Origin of the sequence: Amycolatopsis sp. NPDC050768, assembly GCF_040654155.1 — a bacterium.
Taxonomy (GTDB): domain Bacteria; phylum Actinomycetota; class Actinomycetes; order Mycobacteriales; family Pseudonocardiaceae; genus Amycolatopsis.
Window position 1 is genome coordinate 422,271 of sequence record NZ_JBFAHL010000005.1, and the last position, 18,078, is coordinate 440,348.

Sequence of the window (18,078 nt, forward strand, 5' to 3'; positions counted from 1 at the left end):
CACTCACCTCATTTCGCCTTCGGCTTCCCGCTCGAGGAGCTGGAACCAGTAGAACCCGTGACCGGGCAGCGTGAGCAGGTACGGCAGTTCACCGACCTCCGGGAATCGCACCCCGCCGGTGAGCTCCACCGGCACGGACCCGCGGTGACCGGACAGGTCGAGCTCCACCGGCTGCGGGAACCGCGACAGGTTGTTCACGCACAACACCACGTCCATGCACCCGTCGGGGCGACGCCACTCGCGCTTGTACGCCAGCACGCTCGGGTTGGACCCGCCGAGGTCCACGAAGTCGCCCTCGGCGAACGCGTGGTGCTGCTTGCGCACCTCGATCATCCGCCGGGTCCAGTTCAGCAGCGAGGACGCGTTGTTCGACTGGGCCTCGACATTGACGGCCTGATGGCCGTAGACCGGGTCCATGATCACCGGCAGGTAGATGCGGCCGGGGTCGCACGAGGAGAAGCCGGCGTTGCGGTCCGGGGTCCACTGCATCGGCGTGCGGACCGCGTCGCGGTCGCCGAGCCAGATGTTGTCTCCCATACCGATCTCGTCACCGTAGTACAGAACGGGCGAGCCCGGCAGCGACAGCAGCATCGCCGTGAACAGCTCCTGCTGGTTGCGGTCGTTGTCCAGCAGCGGCGCCAGGCGCCTGCGGATGCCGATGTTGGCCTTCATCCGCGGGTCCTTGGCGTACTCGGAGTACATGTAGTCGCGCTCTTCGTCCGACACCATCTCGAGCGTGAGCTCGTCGTGGTTGCGCAGGAAGATGCCCCACTGCGTGCCGCTCGGGATCTGCGGGGTCTGCAGCAGGATCTCCGAGATCGGGAACCGCGACTCGCGCCGCACGGCCATGAAGATGCGCGGCATCAGCGGGAAGTGGAACGCCATGTGGCACTCGTCGCCACCGACCGCCTGGTCGCCGAAGTACTCGACCACGTCCGAGGGCCACTGGTTCGCCTCGGCCAGCAGGATCCGGCCGGGGAACTCGTCGTCGACGACCTTGCGGCAGTGCTTGAGGAACTCGTGCGTGCGCGGCAGGTTCTCGCAGTTGGTGCCCTCCTGCTCGAACAGGTACGGCACGGCGTCGAGCCGGAACCCGTCGATGCCGAGGTCGAGCCAGAACCGCAGCACGTCGATCATCGCTTCCTGCACGGCCGGGTTCTCGTAGTTGAGATCCGGCTGGTGGCTGAAGAAGCGGTGCCAGTAGAACTGGCCGCGCACCGGGTCGTAGGTCCAGTTCGACGTCTCGGTGTCGACGAAGATGATGCGCGCGTCGGCGTAGCGCGAGTCGTCGTCGCTCCACACGTAGTAGTCGCCGTACGGGCCGTCCGGGTCCGAACGCGACTGCTGGAACCACGGGTGCGCGTCGGAGGTGTGGTTCAGCACCAGGTCGGTGATGACCCGGATGCCGCGCTTGTGCGCTTCGCCGAGCAGGTACACGAAGTCCTCGACGGTGCCGAACTCCGGCAGCACCGAGCGGAAGTCGCTGATGTCGTAACCGCCGTCGCGCAGCGGCGAAGCGTAGAACGGCGGCAGCCACAGGCAGTCGACGCCGAGCCACTCCAGGTAGTCCAGCCGGCTCGCGAGGCCGCGCAGGTCGCCCGTGCCGTCCCCGTTCGAGTCGGTGAAGGCGCGCACGAGCACCTCGTAGAACACGGCGCCCTTGAACCAGTGCGGGTCGCGCGGCGCCGCTTCGGCGTGTGCGAACTCGTCGGCCTGCGGTTCCACGAGCAGGCCCTCGGCGGTCATCGCCTCACCCGTGTGCGGAACACCGTCCAGGCCCAGAGCTGCGTCGGGCCGGCTCTCGTCGTCCATCAAACTCCACCTCGTCCCGCGTTCCGGCGGTACGTTCGATCGTCCCTGCCGCGTGCCGTGCGTGCAGGGTGGCTGCAAAAAATCGTTCAGGGCCCCGTTCCCGATCCGACCAAAAGTAGGCGGGCACCCAACTGAGCGTTACTGCGTGTGGCAACCGTTCCCGCCGTGGCTGTGGTCGGATCGGGAACCAGAAGCACGGCTATGCCGCGAGCCGGCGTCGGACCGCGACCACGTGCGCGACCGCACGCCACGGTTCGAGCCGGACGAAGTTCGCCTGGCCCCAGTCCCAGGTCTCCCCGGTGACCTCGTCGTGGGCGATGAGCCGCTCGTGCCAGTCGAAGCCGAGCGACTCCAGGTCGAGCCACAGGGTGCCTTCCTGCGCACCGTGCGGATCGAGGTTCACCACTGTGACGACGGTGTCGCCGGTCGCCGGGTCCTGTTTGGAGTAGGCGAGCAGCGCGCCGTTGTCGACGTGGTGGAACCGCAGGGTCCGCATGCCCTGCAACGCCGGATGGGTCTTGCGGATGGTGTTGAGCTTCGTGATCCACGGCTCCAGCGAGCGGCCTTCGGCCAGCGCCCGCTCGAAGTCGCGCGGACGCAATTGGTACTTCTCCGAGTCGAGGTACTCCTCGCTGCCCTCGCGCACCGGCTTGTGCTCGTAGAGCTCGTACCCGGAGTAGACGCCCCACGTCGGCGACAGCGTGGCGGCCAGCGCCGCCCGCAGCGCGAACATTCCCGGGCCGCCGTGCTGCAGCGACTCGTGGAGGATGTCCGGGGTGTTCACGAACAGGTTGGGGCGGCCCTCGTTCCAGTGTTCGACCAGGTCGGTCCCGAACTCGGTCAGCTCCTCCTTGCTCGTACGCCAGGTGAAGTAGGTGTAGCTCTGGGTGAAGCCGAGCTTCGCCAGGCCCCACAGCCGCGCCGGGCGCGTGAACGCCTCGGCCAGGAACAGCACGTCCGGGTGCGCGTCCTTGACCGACTGGATGAGCCACGCCCAGAAGTCCGGCGGCTTGGTGTGCGGGTTGTCGACCCGGAAGATGCGCACCCCGTGCGACACCCAATGGAGCACGACGCGGAGCACCTCGTCGTAGACGCCGCGCGGGTCGTTGTCGAAGTTGACCGGGTAGATGTCCTGGTACTTCTTCGGCGGGTTCTCGGCGTAGGCGATCGTGCCGTCCGGGCGGGTGGTGAAGAACTCCGGGTGCTTGAGCACCCACGGGTGGTCGGGCGCGGCCTGCAGCGCGAGGTCGAGCGCCACCTCCATGCCGAGCTCGTCGGCGCGGGCGACGAAGGCGTCGAAGTCCTCGAACGTGCCGAGGTCCGGGTGGATCGCGTCGTGCCCGCCCTCGTCGGCGCCGATGGCCCACGGCGAGCCGACGTCCTCGGGCGTGGCGACGAGCGTGTTGTTGGGGCCCTTGCGGTTCACTCGCCCGATCGGGTGGATCGGCGGCAGGTACACCACGTCGAAGCCCATGTCCGCAACCCGGTCGAGTGAACGCGCGGCGGTGGCGAAGGTGCCGTGGACGGCGTTGCCGTACTCGTCGACCCCGCCGGTGGAACGCGGGAAGACCTCGTACCAGGAACCGAAGGCCGCGCGCTTGCGGTCGACCCACAGCTTCAGCGGTTTGCCCTTGGTGATCAGTTCCCGCACGGGGAATTCGTGCATCAAGTGACGCACTTCGGGCGAAAGCGCGGCGCCCACGCGCTCGGCGAGGTCGCGGCCGGCGTCGCGCAGATCGGTGGCTGCGCCGGCGAGCAACGCGCGCTCGGCCCTGCGCTCGGGCCGGCGGGACACGCGCTCGAGCAGGCGCGCGCCGTTCTCGAGGTCGTTGGCGAGGTCCTCGGGCCCTTGCCCCGCCGCGATCTTGACCTCCACGGCGTGTTCCCACGTGGCCCACGGGTCGCTCCACGCGTCGACGCGGTAGGTCCACAGGCCCTCGGTGTCGGGCACGATCACCGCGGCGAAGAGGTCCAGTCCCTTGCCGCGCTCGGCCATCCGCGTCTGCCGCGACACGCGGTCGCCAGGACCGCGCCACGCGACGGTGGCCGACACGGCGTCGTGACCTTCGCGCCACACCGTCGCGGACACCGGAAAGTGTTCCCCCACAACGGCTTTGGCCGGGTACCGGCCGCAGCTGACCGTGGGGCTGACGTCGTCGATACCGAGCCGGCCGGTCATGGCAACGCCCCTCTTTTGACTGCGCTGATCCCCCGCGAACGCGAGCACGGTCAGTGTGCCTGATTCCCTCAAAGCCCTTGACAGCGGGGCCTTTTACGGTTGTACCCGCCACCCGGTCGGGCGAAACGGCTCCGGCCGGACGAAGTTTTCGCCGTTCCCACACGTTCGGTTCGATCGCAACTCGAACGCCGGAACAATCACCCGCGCATGGTTTCCGCGGTTTTCCCGTAACACGGAAGTCGAGCGCCGTTCACAATCAGGCGTGAGTCGCCGCGCGGTGGTTCGCACCCGACTGTCCACAATGGGCTCCGAACACGACCGCGCCGCCGGCTCCGGGAGCCGGCGGCGCGGGTGTCAGGCGGGACTGCTCGGGGTGCTACCCGACGCGGGCCGGGAGCGCGGCGAGGATGTCCTGAACCCGCTCCTTGGCGTCGCCGAAGAGCATCTGGCTGTTGTCGCGGAAGAACAACGGGTTCTGCACGCCCGCGTAGCCCGGTGCCATGGACCGCTTGAACACCACGACGTTGCCGGCTTCCCAGACCCGCAGCACCGGCATGCCGGCGATCGGGCTGCCCGGGTCCTCCGCGGCCGACGGGTTCACCGTGTCGTTGGCCCCGATCACGAGCACGACGTCGGTGTCGGCGAGGTCGTCGTTGATCTCGTCCATCTCCAGGACGATGTCGTAGGGCACCTTCGCCTCCGCGAGCAGCACGTTCATGTGCCCGGGCAGCCGGCCGGCGACGGGGTGTACCCCGAACCGGACGTTCACACCCTGCTCGCGCAGCCGCCGCGTCAGCTCGGCCACCGGCGACTGCGCCTGCGCGACCGCCATGCCGTAACCCGGCGTGATGACCACCGAGCTCGCGTTCGACAGCAGCTCGGCCACCCCGGCGGCGTCGATCTCGCGGTGCTCGCCCGTGACCTCCGCCGGGCCGCTGGTCGCCGGCGCGCCGAAGCCACCCGCGATGACGGAGATGAACGAGCGGTTCATCGCCTTGCACATCACGTAGGACAGGTAGGCACCGGAAGAGCCGACGAGCGCGCCGGTGATGATCAGCAAGTCGTTGCCCAGCAGGAAACCCGACGCGGCCGCGGCCCAGCCCGAGTACGAGTTGAGCATCGACACGACCACCGGCATGTCGCCGCCGCCGATCGAGGCGACCAAGTGGACGCCCAGCGCCAGCGCGAGCACCGTGACCACCACGAGCAGCCACGTGGCGGGGGTGATCACGAAGAACACGGTGAGCACCGCGAACGCGACCAGCGCGCCGAGGTTGAGCACGTTCTTGCCCGGCAGCTGCAGCGGCTTGGACGGGATCCGCGCCGACAGTTTGAGGAAGGCGATGATCGAGCCGGTGAACGTCACGGCGCCGATGAACACGCCGATCACGACCTCGGCGTGGTGGATGCCCAGCAGCGACCCCACGAGCTCCGTCTGTGCGTCGTTCCCCTCGACCTCGAGGAACCCGTTCCAGCCGACCAGCACCGCGGCCAGGCCGACGAAGCTGTGCATCAGCGCGATCAGCTCGGGCATGCCGGTCATCTCGACCACGCGCGCCCGCCACACTCCGATCGCCGCGCCGATCACGAGCGCGATGAGCAGCAGCGTGATGCCGAGGCCTGAGGCCAGGCCCAGCGCGGTGGCCGCGGTCGCGACCAGTGCGATCGCCATGCCGGCGATCCCGAACCAGACCCCGCGGCGCGAGGTCTCGTGCTTGGCGAGCCCCGCGAGGCTGGCCACGAACAACAAGGCGGCGATCAGGTACGCCGCCGACTTCCACGTTTCAGCGTGCACTGGTCACTCAGCTCCTCGAGAACATCGACAGCATCCGGCGGGTCACCATGAACCCACCGACGACGTTGATGGCGGCCAGCAGCACGGCGGCGGCGGCCAGGATGGTGGTGGCGATCCCGCCGCCGGAGATCTGCAGGATCGCGCCGACGACGATGATCCCCGAGATCGCGTTGGTCACCGACATCAACGGCGTGTGCAGCGCGTGGTGCACGTTGCCGATCACGTAGAAGCCGATCACGATGGCGAGCACGAACACCGTCAGGTGCCCGGCCAGCTCCGGCGGGGCGAACGCCGACGCCAGGAACAGGACCACCGCGCCGATCACCGCGACCACCGCCCGGGCCCACGGCGACTTGGGCTTCTCCGGCTGTGCCGCAGCCTGCGGGGCGGGTGCGGGCGGCGGTGCCGCGCTCACCGACACCTTCGGCGGCGGCCACAACACCTCACCGTCGCGGACCACGGTCAGCCCGCGCTGCACCACGTCCTCGAAGTCGAGGGCGAGCCGGCCGTCCTTCTCGGGCGTGAGCAGCTTCAGCAGGTTGACCACGTTGGTGCCGTAGAGCTGTGAGGCCTGCGTGGGCAGCCGTCCCGGCAGGTCCGTGTAGCCGATGAGCGTGACCCCGTTGTCGGTCGTCACGACCTCGCCGGCCTCGGTGCCGGCGACGTTGCCGCCCTGCGCGGCGGCCATGTCGACGACGACGCTGCCCGGCTTCATCGACGCGACCTGCTCGGCCGTGAGCAGCTTCGGCGCGGGCCGGCCAGGGATGAGCGCGGTCGTGATGACGATGTCCACGTCCGCGGCCTGCTCGGAGTAGATCTCCGCCGCCCGCCGGTCGTAGGCCTCCGAGGTCGCCTTCGCATACCCGTCGGTACTGGCCTCCTGCTCGACCTCGACGGCGAGGTACTCGCCACCGAGCGAACGGACCTGGTCGGCCACCTCCGGCCGCGGGTCGGTCGCGCGGACCACGGCACCCAGGCTGTTGGCCGCGGCGATCGCCGCGAGCCCGGCGACCCCGGCTCCCGCCACCAGCACCTTCGCCGGCGGCACCTTCCCGGCCGCGGTGACCTGGCCCGTGAAAAACCGGCCGAACACGTGCGCGGCCTCGATCACGGCGCGGTAGCCGGCGATGTTCGCCATCGAGCTGAGCACGTCCAGAGACTGCGCCCGCGAAATCCGCGGAACCGCGTCCATCGCGAGCGCCGTGACGCCGCGGGCGGCCAGCGCCGCCAGCCGGTCCGGCTCCAGCGCCGGAGCCAGCATCGACACCAGGGTCGTGCCCGGGCGCAAGTTCTCGATTTCGCCCGGGTCGGGCGCGTTGATGGTGACGACGACGTCCGCGTCCCACACCGGATCGGCCGACACCTCGGCGCCCGCGGACAGGTAGGCCTCGTCGTCGAACCCCGATCGCACGCCGGCCCCGGACTCCACCAGCACGCGGTAACCCAGGCCGATGGCCTTGCGCACGGTGTCCGGCGTCAGCGCGACGCGGGTCTCGGTTTTCGTCGACTCCGCGACCAGTCCGATACGCAGACCGGGCTCGGATCCGGTGCCGTCGTCGCTCATGCACTTCTCCTCGGGGATAGCCACGCTGGATTTCAACATCCAACGATCCGGATGACGAGGGGGATTCCGGCGATCCGAGGTGAGAGTGATCTCTTGACCGATTTCTGCGAAACCTCTTGATCGATGCACCTCGGGGACCGCCGGGTCCCCGCGCTAAAGCGGCTGGGGGCCCGACACGAAGTCCCGCGGCGCTCGGAGCAGCTGCAACGACCGGGCCGCCACGACGATGCGGCTCTTCGGTTCCAGCACCCCGACGTACGCGGGGCTGCCGTCGGCCGTGCCCGTGTCGAGCGTGGGTTTGTAGGTGGCACCGTACTCGGGTCCGGGCAGCACCACCTCCACATCGTCCTCGCCGGCGTGCAGGATCAGCAGCCACGAGTGGTCGGTGACGAGCTCGCCCTCGCGGTTGCGGGCCTGGGAGTTGGACCCGTCGATCCACATGCACAGCGTGCGGCGGCTCTCGTCGAACCAGTCGATCTCGTCGAACTCCTCGCCGTCGGGCCGGAACCAGATGAGGTCCGGTTTGCCGGTCGGCGTGGTGCGGCCTTCGAAGAACTCCGGCTGGCGCAGCGCGGGGCTGCTCGCGCGCAGGCGCACCACGCGCCGGGCGAAGGCGAGCATCGGCTCTGACGCGGCCGAGGGCGTCCAGTCGACCCACGACGTCTCGTCGTCGAGGCAGTAGGCGTTGTTGTTGCCGCCCTGGGTCCGCCACATCTCGTCGCCCGCGACGAACATCGGCGTGCCGGTGGACAGCAGCAACGTGGCGAAGAGGTTGCGCGCCTGGCGGGTGCGCAGCGCGACGATGGACTGGTCGGCGGTCTCGCCCTCCACGCCGTGGTTCCACGAGCGGTTGTCGGTGGTGCCGTCGCGGTTGTCCTCGCCGTTGTCCTCGTTGTGCTTTTCGTTGTAGGACACCAGATCCCGCAACGTGAAGCCGTCGTGGGCGGTCACGAAGTTGACCGACTGCCACGGCCGGCGCAGGTTGTGGTCGTAGAGGTCCGACGAACCCGAGAGCCGGAACGCGAGGTCGCGCACACCCGTGACCCCACGCCAGAAGTCGCGCAAGGTGTCGCGATAGCGGCCGTTCCATTCGGCCCACTGGGCGCCGAAGTCGCCGACGCGGTAGCCCTCCCCCGTCGCGTCCCAGGGTTCGGCGATGAGCTTGCACCGCGAGAGGACCGGGTCGGTGGTGATGGCCGTGAGCATGGTGGAGTCGCGGTCGAACATGCCGCCGCGCGGGCGGCCCAGCGTGCTCGCGAGGTCGAACCGGAAGCCGTCCACGCCGAGCTCCTGCGTCCAGTACCGCAGCGAGTCGGTGACGAGCCGGACCACGGTCGGCGAGCCCGAGTCGAGGGTGTTGCCGCAGCCGGTGATGTCGGCCATCTGCCCGCGCTTGGTGTGCAGGTAGTACGCCGGCGCGTCGAGCCCGCGCAGGAACAGCGTGGGCCCGTCGGGGCCGCCCTCGCAGGTGTGGTTGAACACGACGTCGACGATCACCTCGATGTTGGCCGCGTGCAGCGCCGCCACCATCGTCCGGAACTCCTCGATCTCGCGGCCGGGTTCGCTCGCGTACCCCGGGTGCGGGGCGAAGTAGCCCAGCGGCGAGTAGCCCCAGTAGTTGTGCCGGCCCGCGCTCACCAGCGACGGTTCGTCGGCGAACGCGTGCACCGGCAGCAGCTCCACTGTGGTCACGCCGAGCCGGGTGAGGTGCTCGATCGCCACCGGGTGCGCGAGACCCAGGTAGGTGCCACGCAGCGCTTCCGGGATGAACGGGTGCAGCTCGGTGAACCCCTTCACGTGGAGCTCGTAGATCACCGACTCCTCGAACGGCACCTCGGGCCTCACGCCCGTGTCCGGCCCGCCGGGCGAGGTGACCACCGACAGCGGCACGTTGCCGAGTGAGTCCACAGTGGACGCGGGACCGCGGTCCGGGTCGCCCACGAACCCCTGCGCGGCCGCGAGGTCGGTCAGCCGGCCGCTGATCCGGTGCGCGTATGGGTCCACGAGCAGCTTCGCCGGGTTGCAGCGCAGCCCTCGTCCCGGGTCGTACGGGCCGTGCACGCGGTAGCCGTAGCGCTGCCCCGGCGTGACGCCCGGGACCAGCCCGTGCCACACGCCGAACGTCCGCTCGGTCAGCTCGATGCGGCGCTCGGTGCCGTCGTCACCGAGGAGGCAGACCTCCACTGCGTCGGCCACCGCCGAGGTTACGGCGAACCGCACCCCTCCGGCTTCCGGGTGAGCGCCGAGCGGAAAGGGGCGGCCGGCCAGGACCTGGGTGTCGGAAGCGGGTCGTGTTGCCATGGGGAGATCCTCCCAAACCGGCCCGTCCCGCGGGTCCGGCTACCCGGCTGAACTTTCCGGGGAAAGTGCCGGATTTCCCGCGTAAACGCCGGTCAGGAGGTCGCCACCAGCACGAAAGACGCGGGAGGCAACCGCACGGATTCACCGGCATGGTCGAACTCCGGCGTGTCCCAGGACGCCAGGACCTCCCCCGGCGTCCCGGCCAGTGGGACGGTCGCCGTGGTTTCGCCGAAGTTGCAGACGAGCCTCAGTGCGCCGCGGTGCAGCACGAGCCACGAATCGTCCGGTGCCGCCCGCACGACGAATCCGTCGAGGCTCGGGTTGGCCAGCTCGGGCCGTTCGCGCCGGAGCCGGATCAGCGTGCGGTAGGTCCGCAGCATCTCCTGGTGCGCCGGCTGCTCCGGCTCGGACCAGTCGAGCCGCGAGCGCGCGACGGTCGCCGGGTCCATCGGGTCCGGCACGTCGGCCTCGCCCCAGCCGTGGCGGCCGAACTCGCGCCGCCGGCCCGTGCGCACGGCCTCGGCCAGCTCCGGGTCTGGGAAGGAAGCGAAGAACTGCCACGGCGTGCTCGCCGCCCACTCCTCGCCCATGAACACCATCGGCGTGTACGGCGAACAGAACACCACCGCGGCCGCGGCCGCGATCAGGCCCGGCGCGACAGTGGCCGAGAGCCGGTCGCCGGTGGCACGGTTGCCGATCTGGTCGTGGTTCTGCAGGTACGCGAGGAACCGGTCGCCCGGCACCTTGCGCGTGTCCACCGGACGGCCGTGGGTGCGTTCGCGGAACGACGACCAGCTTCCGGCGTGGAAGAACACCTCGCGCAACGTTTTCGCGAGCGCGCCGGGCGCGGCGAAGTCCGCGTAGTAACCGGAGGTCTCGCCGGTGATGCGGACGTGCAGCGTGTGGTGCAGGTCGTCGGACCACTGCGCGTGCACGCCGTAGCCACCACCTTCACGCGGGGTGACGAGCCGCGGGTCGTTCTGGTCCGACTCGGCGATCAGGGTGAGCGGGCGTCGCACGGCCGCGGACAGCTCGCCGACCTCGGCGGCCAGCTCCTCCAGCAGGTGCGTGGCGCGCTTGTCCACCAGCGCGTGCACGGCGTCGAGTCGCAGCGCGTCCACGTGGAAGTCGCGTAGCCAGCCCAGCGCGTTGTCGAGCACGTAGCGGCGCACCTCGTCGGAGCCCGGGCCGTCGAGGTTGAGGCCCGCGCCCCAGTCGGTGTGGCCGGCGAAGTACGGGCCGAAGCGGTCGAGGTAGGCGCCAGAGGGACCCAGGTGGTTGTAGACGACGTCCAGCACCACGGCGAGGCCGCGGGAGTGGCACGCGTCGACGAACCGCTTGAAGCCGTCCGGTCCGCCGTAGGGCTCGTGCACCGCGCCCCACAGCACGCCGTCGTAGCCCCAGCCGGCCGTGCCGTCGAACGAGTTCACCGGCAGCAGCTCGACGTGCGTGATGCCGAGGTCCACGAGGTGGCCGAGCCGCTCGATCGCCGAGTCGAACGTGCCGCCCTCGGTGAAGGTGCCCAGGTGCAGCTCGTACACGACGCCGCCGGGCAGCCGACGGCCCGTCCACGCGCCGTCGGTCCACTCGAACTCGGCGTGGTCGTACACGCGCGAAGCCTCGTGGACGCCGGCCGGCTGGCGCAGCGAACGCGGGTCCGGCAGCGGCTTGTCGTCGTCGCCGAGGAGGAAGGCGTAGTCGGTACCGGTGACTTTGGCCTGCCACCAGCCGCCGGCGGTTTGGCGCATCTCGTGGTCAGAGCCGTCGACCCGCACCCGCACGCGCTCCGCGGCGGGCGCCCACACGGTGAACATTCAGGAATCCCCTCGCACCAGAAGAGCCACCGGGTACTTGTCGAACAGCGTCGCGGCCATGGGCGCGTCGCCGACCGCGCGGCCGGTGAGCACGTCGGTCCAGAAGCCGTCGGTCAGCGGCAGCACGGTGTCGCGCCAGCCGCCGGACTTCTCGAGCCCGACGGGCAGCCGCGTCACGGCCACCGCCAGGTCCTCCCCGCGCTGGAACGCCAGCAGGTGCTCGGCGGTCGTGCCCTCGGCCTTCAGCGGGCGGTAGCCGGTGAACAGCTCGGGCCGTTCGCGCCGCAGCGTCAGCGTCCGGTGGACCAGGAGCAGCTTCGCGGCACCGGATTCGTCGACCTCCGGCTGCTCGCCGGCCAGCACGCGCTCGAGGATCTCGCGGCGCGCGCCGTAGTCGACCTCGCGCCGGTTGTCCGGGTCCACGAGCGAGAAGTCCCACAACTCGGTGCCCTGGTAGACATCCGGCACGCCCGGCCCGGCCAGCTGCACCAGTTTCTGGCCCAGAGAGGTCACCCAGCCCGGACCGCGGAGCTTCGCGACGAACTCCTCGACCTCAGCCACCAGCTCGGCGTCGCCGAGCACCTGCTCGGGCCACGCGGCGACGGCCTGCTCGAACGCCTCGTCGTGGTCGGTCCAGGTGGTGCGGAGCTTCGACTCTTTCGCCGCCTTGTCGAGGTAGTCGCGCAGGCGCTCGGGCGCGATCGGCCACGCGCCCACGAGCGTCTGCCAGGCCAGCAGGTTCAACGCCGGCTCGTCGATGCCGCGGCGCTTCGTCCAGCGGCGCACGGCGGCGCCGAACTCCTCGGCCAGCTCGGACAACGCCGCCTGCCGCGCCCGCGTGTCCTCGGAGCGCTTGGTGTCGTGCGTGGTCAGCGTGGTCATGCTCGCCGGACGTCCGGCGGCGCGCCCCGCGGCCAGCTCGTGGAACTCGGCCACGCCGCGCCCGAAGCGGTCGGGGTCGCCGCCGACCTCGTTGAGCGCGGCGAAGCGGGTGAAGCGGTAGAAGGTCGTGTCCTCGGTGCCCTTGGCCACGACCATGCCCGACGTCTGCTGGACGCGCGTCGCCAGCTCGCCGCCGGGTTCCGCGCGGACCTGCGTGTCCAGCGCGGACAAGGCTTCGCCCAGGTCGGGCCGGCGCGAGCGTGCGCGCTCGACGGCGCCCGTCCACTCGGCGGTGCCCTCCGGCAGGTAGGAGCGGTAGACGCCGAAGGCGATCATCACCTCGGCCACCGCGGCGCGCGCGGCGTCCGGCTCGATCCCCTCGACCAGGCCCGCGATGCGGTGCACCTCGGCCACGAGGATCCGGTCGGTGACCAGGCGCCGCGCTTCCTCTTCCACAGCGAGGTAGTCGGTGCGTCCGCCCAGCTCACCCGCGAGCCGCGTGAACACCGGTTTCGCGGCCGGGTCCACGAAGACGCCGGTGATCTCGTTGAGCGCGTCGTAGCCGGTGGTGCCGTCCACCGGCCAGCTCTGCGGCAGGGCCTCGCCCGGGTGCAGGATCTTCTCCACGACCAGCCACGCGTCGGGCGCGCCCGCGCGCAGGCGGCGCAGGTAGCCGCCCGGGTCGGCCAGGCCGTCCGGGTGGTCCACGCGCAGGCCGGCGACGTCGCCGTCGGCCACCCAGCGCAGCACCTCGCCGTGGGTCTCGGCGAACACCTCGGCCTTCTCGACCGTGACGGCCGCGAGGTTGGTGATGTCGAAGAAGCGGCGGTAGTTCAGCTCGGCGTTGCCGCGGCGCCAGCCGACGAGCTCGTAGTGCTGGCGCGCGTGCACCCCCTGCGGCGTGCCCTCGCCGGTGCCGGGCGCGATCGGGAAGCGGTGGTCGTAGTAGACCAGTTCGTCGTCGTCACCGGAGCGGTCCACGGTCAGCTCGGCGACGGCCGCGTCCTCGCCGAGCACGGGCAGCAGCACCTTGCCGTGGCTCCAGTCGATGTCGAAGAACCCCGCGTACTCCGACGCCTGCCCGTGGCGGAGCACGTCCCACCACCAGCGGTTGAGCTTCGGGACCTCCACGGACATGTGGTTCGGCACGATGTCGACCACGAGCTTGAGCCCGGCGGACTTCAGCCGCGCCACCAGCACCTGGCGGGCTTCCTCACCGCCCAGCTCCGGCCGCGCGCGGGTCGGGTCGACCACGTCGTAGCCGTGCGCGGAGCCGGTGGTCGCGTCGAGCACCGGCGACGCGTAGAGCGCACCCGCGCCCAGGGCCCGCAGGTAGTCGACGATCCCGGCGGCGTCGGTGAAGGTGAACTCCGGGCGCAGCTGCACGCGGTACGTCGAGGACGGCGCGTTCACGCCTGCTCCTCCCGGCCGGTGCGCTGGAGCACCACGAGCGACCGCGCGGCGAGCGTGTGCTTGCCGCCACCGGGCACCGGGTCCACATCGGACTGTCCGACCTGGCCGGTGGCCGTGTCGACGACGACCGTCCACTCGGTGCCGTACCCGTTGGCGGGCAAGGTCATCGCGATGTCCTCGTAGTGCGCGTTGAACGCGAGCAGGAACGACTCGTCGACCACCGCCATGCCGCGCGGGTCGAGGTCGGAGATGCCCTCGCCGTTGAGGAAGATGACCACGGACTTGCCGAAGCCGTCGTCCCAGTTCTGCTCGGTCATCTCCTCGCCGGCCGGGGTGAACCAGGCGATGTCGCCGAGCTCCTCGCCCTTGCGCACCGGCTTGCCCTGGAAGAACCGGCGGCGGCGGAACACCGGGTGGCGTTTGCGGAACGCGGTGAGCGCCGCGGTGAAGTCGACGAGGTCGGCGTTCTCCTTGGCGAGCGCCCAGTCCATCCAGGACAGCTCGGAGTCCTGGCAGTAGGCGTTGTTGTTGCCCTGCTGCGTGCGGCCCAGCTCGTCGCCGTGCAGCAGCATCGGCACGCCCTGGGACAGCAGCACGGTGGCGAGCAGGTTGCGGCGCTGACGGGCGCGCAACGCGAGGACCTCCTCGTCCTCGGTCGGGCCCTCCACGCCGCAGTTCCACGACCGGTTGTCGTCGGCGCCGTCGCGGTTGTCCTCGCCGTTGGCTTCGTTGTGCTTCTCGTTGTAGGACACCAGGTCCTCGAGGGTGAAGCCGTCGTGGGCGGTGACGAAGTTGATCGACGCGAACGGCCGCCGGCCGTCGTCCTGGTAGAGGTCCGACGAGCCCGTGATGCGGGAGGCGAACTCCCCCAGCGTCGAAGGTTCGCCGCGCCAGAAGTCGCGCACGGTGTCGCGGTACTGCCCGTTCCACTCCGTCCACAGTGGCGGGAAGTTGCCCACCTGGTAGCCACCGGGGCCGACGTCCCACGGCTCGGCGATGAGCTTGACCTGGCTCACGATCGGGTCCTGCTGCACGAGCTCGAAGAACGTGGACAGGCGGTCGACGTCGTAGAACTCGCGCGCCAGCGCGGAGGCCAGGTCGAAGCGGAACCCGTCCACGTGCATCTCGGTGACCCAGTAGCGCAGCGAGTCCATGATCAGCTGCAACGTGTGGGGGTTGCGGACGTTGAGCGAGTTGCCCGTGCCCGTGTAGTCCATGTAGTACTTCGGCTCGTCCTCGACCAGCCGATAGTAGGCCTCGTTGTCGATGCCGCGCATGGACAGCGTCGGCCCGAGGTGGTTGCCCTCGGCGGTGTGGTTGTAGACGACGTCGAGGATCACCTCGATGTTGGCTTCGTGCAGGGCACGGACCATGCCCTTGAACTCCTGCACCTGCCCGCCCTGCCCCGGCATCGCCGCGTAGGCGTCGTGGGGCGCGAAGAAGCCGATGGTGTTGTAGCCCCAGTAGTTGCGCAGGCCCTTCTGGTCCAGGCCGTGGTCGGTCACGAACTGGTGCACCGGCATGAGCTCCACCGCCGTGACGCCGAGCTTCTTCAGGTGCTCGATCACGGCGGGGTGCGCGAGGCCGGCATACGTGCCGCGCAGGCGGTCGGGCACGAACGGGTGCGTCATCGTCATGCCGCGCACGTGCGCTTCGTAGATCACAGTCTCGTGGTAGGGCGTGCGCGGTGCGCGGTCGTTGGCCCAGTCGAAGAACGGGCTCACCACCAGCGAGTACGGCACGTGCCCGGCCGAGTCCTGGTCGTTGCGCGTCTCCGGGTTGTCGAACTCGTACCCGAACAGCGCCTCCGACCAGTCGACGCCACGCGAAAGCGCCTTGGCGTACGGGTCGATCAGGACCTTGTTCGGGTTGCAGCGCAGGCCGCGGTCAGGGTCGTACGGGCCGTGCACGCGGAAGCCGTAGCGCTGGCCGGGACCGATGCCGAGCAGGTAGCCGTGGTGGACGAACCCGTCGACCTCCTCCAGGCGCGAACGCGTTTCCGTGCCGTCCTCGTCGAACAGGCAGAGCTCCACGTACTCGGCGACCTCGGAGAACAGGGCGAAGTTCGTGCCCACCCCGTCGTAGGTGGCGCCGAGCGGGTAGGGCCTTCCGGGCCAGGGACGCACGGGACTCTCCTTGGGGGACATCGGTTTGTCGGGTTTCTCGGGGAAGACTGACTTACCCGCGCGGGCGGGTCTCGAACCACGAAGGCCGGCCCGGGCGGTTACGGGAGCGGGCGGGCGGCCTTGAGCGGGGCGACCGCCGCACGCACCCGCGCGTCGGCGAAGAACCCGTCGACACTGACGGGGAGCGGGATCCGCCAGTTAGGGTACTGGTCGATCGTCCCGGGCAGGTTGGGCTGGCGCCGTTCGCCAACCACGTCGGCAGGTGAGGTGAGCACCAGGCGTGACGCCGCCGAGGCCAGGAGCGTGTGCAAGGCCACCACCGGGTCGTCGGCGGGGATGCCTTCGCGCGCAACGAGGTCGAGCAGCGCGCTGCGTTCGGCCGCCGCCTCCGTGTACTCCTGCTCCACGGGCCGGTCGAGCAGGCCCAGCTCGGCCCGGACGCGCACGTGCTCCGCTTCGAGCCAGCCGGACACGGTGGGCAGGTCGTGGGTCGAGATGCTCGCCATCGCGTGCGGGTCCCAGTCCGCAGGGCGGACGAACGGTTTGCCCGGTGCGTCCCAGTCGCGCTGGAACCACAGCACGGCGGAGCTGAGCACGCCGCGTTCGTGCATGGTCTCGGTGACGGTCTCCTCGACCGTGCCGAGGTCCTCACCGACCACCACGGCGCCGGCGCGGTGGGCCTCCAGCGCGAGCACGCCGAGCATCGCCTCGGCGTCGTAGTGCACGTAGGTGCCGCGGCCGGCGGGCTCGCCCGGCGGGATCCACCACAGGCGCCACAGTCCGGCGATGTGGTCCACGCGGATGCCGTCGGCGTGCTGCAACACGCCGCGGATGACGTCGCGGAACGGCGCGTACCCGGCCTCGGCGAGGCGGTCGGGCCGCCACGGCGGGAGGTTCCAGTCCTGGCCCTGCTGGTTGAACGCGTCGGGCGGCGCGCCCACGCGCACACGCGCCGCAAACACGTCGCGCAGCGCCCACGTGTCGGCGCCGCCGGGGTGCACGCCGACGGGCAGGTCGTGCACGACACCCACCGTCATCCCGGCCTCACGCGCCGCGAGACGGACCTCGTCGAGCTGCTCGTGGCACAGCTGCTGGAGCCAGCCGTGGAACTCGACGCGGTCGGCCAGCTTCTCGCGGGCCGCGGCCACCTCGGTGCTCGCCGGGTCGCGCAGGGCCTCGGGCCACTCGCGCCAGTCGGCGCCGTGCACCTCGGCCAGCGCGCCGAACGTCGCGAAGTCGCGCAGATCGCCGCGGAGCTCGACGGGCCGCGGGTGGTGCGGGCGCAGCAGCTCGAGCGCGGTGCGCTTGGCGTCCCACACGGCGTCGTAGTCGATCAGGTCCGGAACCGCGTCCGGGGCCAGGGCCAGCACCTTCGTGCGCGTGGCCTCGTCGGCCTTGGCGAACGCCTCGGTGTCGGTGACCCGCAGGTACACGGGGTTCGCGAAGCGCCTGCTCGACGGCGAGTACGGCGAGCGCTCCACGGGGTGCGCGGGGCTGAACGCCTGCACCGGGTTGACCAGCAGCACACCCGCGCCGAGCTCGGCGGCCGAGCGCGTGGCCGTGGTCCGGAGGTCGCCGAAGTCGCCCATCCCCCACGACCCGGCCGAGTGCAGGGCGTAGAGCTGCAGCATCCAGCCCCACGCGGCGGGCACCTCGGGCAGCTTCGCCGGGACCACGGCCAGCGGCACCCGGCGCTCGCCGGCGACGACGTGGTGCCAGCCCAGCGGCAGGTCGGCCGGCAGCGTGGTGCCGACGTCGCGAGTCGTGCCGTCCTCCAGCTCGACGGTGACCTCGCGGCCCAGCTCGCGCCTGTCACCGGCGCGTACGACGATCGTGGGCGGCAGGTCGGCCGACGCCCGGGACTCCCGGACGCGCTCCAGTGCCCGGCGGATCGACTCCGCGCTCGAGGCGTCCACGTCGAACTGTGCGAGGACGGCGACGACCACCTCGGCCTCGACCCGGACTTCCACGCGGTCGGAGTTCTCGTAGTGGGTCGCCACGCCGTAGGCGGCGGCCAGCTCGGCCAGCTCGGGCGAAACGTCGGGGGTCGGTGATCCGGAGGCGGTCGGGCTCTGCACCGGCCCAGTGTCGCGGCCCGCGCCGGGGCGCGCCAATCGCCTCGCCGGGCGGCACCCGAATGCCGGATGCGTACAGCGGTGACCGGCCAGTCGGGGGGCGTGCCGGCCGGTCAC

The 18,078-nt window shown here is 70.7% G+C and carries 9 protein-coding genes; all 9 read right to left on the minus strand.

Annotated elements, in window-relative coordinates; genetic code table 11:
• Nucleotides 1–3: 3 nt before the first annotated feature.
• The 9 genes from treS to malQ all read right to left on the minus strand — a co-directional run bounded on the left by treS (nucleotide 4) and on the right by malQ (nucleotide 17,964).
• The gene (treS, locus tag AB0H62_RS18095) at nucleotides 4–1,812 is read right to left on the minus strand and encodes a maltose alpha-D-glucosyltransferase (protein ID WP_220241832.1); all 1,809 of its coding nucleotides are present in this window, start codon (nucleotides 1,810–1,812) and stop codon (nucleotides 4–6) included.
• A gap of 199 nt (nucleotides 1,813–2,011) precedes the next feature.
• Entirely contained in the window at nucleotides 2,012–3,991 is a 1,980-nt protein-coding gene (locus tag AB0H62_RS18100) for a maltotransferase domain-containing protein (RefSeq protein ID WP_220241833.1), read from the minus strand.
• A gap of 376 nt (nucleotides 3,992–4,367) precedes the next feature.
• The gene (gene pntB / locus AB0H62_RS18105) at nucleotides 4,368–5,786 is read right to left on the minus strand and encodes a Re/Si-specific NAD(P)(+) transhydrogenase subunit beta (protein WP_220241834.1); all 1,419 of its coding nucleotides are present in this window, start codon (nucleotides 5,784–5,786) and stop codon (nucleotides 4,368–4,370) included.
• Nucleotides 5,787–5,793: 7 nt separating this feature from the next.
• Complete coding sequence (locus tag AB0H62_RS18110; protein WP_220241835.1) at nucleotides 5,794–7,350, minus strand: Re/Si-specific NAD(P)(+) transhydrogenase subunit alpha; 1,557 nt, start codon at nucleotides 7,348–7,350, stop codon at nucleotides 5,794–5,796.
• A gap of 153 nt (nucleotides 7,351–7,503) precedes the next feature.
• Complete coding sequence (glgX, locus tag AB0H62_RS18115) at nucleotides 7,504–9,651, minus strand: glycogen debranching protein GlgX (protein WP_220241836.1); 2,148 nt, start codon at nucleotides 9,649–9,651, stop codon at nucleotides 7,504–7,506.
• A gap of 92 nt (nucleotides 9,652–9,743) precedes the next feature.
• Nucleotides 9,744–11,465 (minus strand): malto-oligosyltrehalose trehalohydrolase, encoded by a 1,722-nt coding sequence (gene treZ, locus AB0H62_RS18120; protein ID WP_360586977.1) that lies wholly within the window; start codon nucleotides 11,463–11,465, stop codon nucleotides 9,744–9,746.
• Nucleotides 11,466–13,760, minus strand: a complete 2,295-nt coding sequence (gene treY / locus AB0H62_RS18125; RefSeq protein WP_360586979.1) for a malto-oligosyltrehalose synthase — start codon at nucleotides 13,758–13,760, stop codon at nucleotides 11,466–11,468.
• Nucleotides 13,757–15,886, minus strand: coding sequence for a glycogen debranching protein GlgX (gene glgX, locus AB0H62_RS18130; protein ID WP_360586981.1), 2,130 nt, complete (start codon nucleotides 15,884–15,886; stop codon nucleotides 13,757–13,759). Before glgX (AB0H62_RS18130) ends, treY begins: the two co-directional genes overlap by 4 nt.
• Nucleotides 15,887–15,984: 98 nt before the next feature.
• The gene (gene malQ / locus AB0H62_RS18135; RefSeq protein WP_360586983.1) at nucleotides 15,985–17,964 is read right to left on the minus strand and encodes a 4-alpha-glucanotransferase; all 1,980 of its coding nucleotides are present in this window, start codon (nucleotides 17,962–17,964) and stop codon (nucleotides 15,985–15,987) included.
• Between the last annotated feature and the right edge of the window lie 114 nt (nucleotides 17,965–18,078).

Coding starts and splice junctions, on each gene's coding strand:
- treS (WP_220241832.1), bottom strand. CDS start 1,812: ATGGACGACGAGAGCCGGCCCGACGCAGCTCTGGGCCTGGACGGTGTT.
- AB0H62_RS18100 (WP_220241833.1), bottom strand. CDS start 3,991: ATGACCGGCCGGCTCGGTATCGACGACGTCAGCCCCACGGTCAGCTGC.
- AB0H62_RS18110 (WP_220241835.1), bottom strand. CDS start 7,350: ATGAGCGACGACGGCACCGGATCCGAGCCCGGTCTGCGTATCGGACTG.
- glgX (WP_220241836.1), bottom strand. CDS start 9,651: ATGGCAACACGACCCGCTTCCGACACCCAGGTCCTGGCCGGCCGCCCC.
- treZ (WP_360586977.1), bottom strand. CDS start 11,465: ATGTTCACCGTGTGGGCGCCCGCCGCGGAGCGCGTGCGGGTGCGGGTC.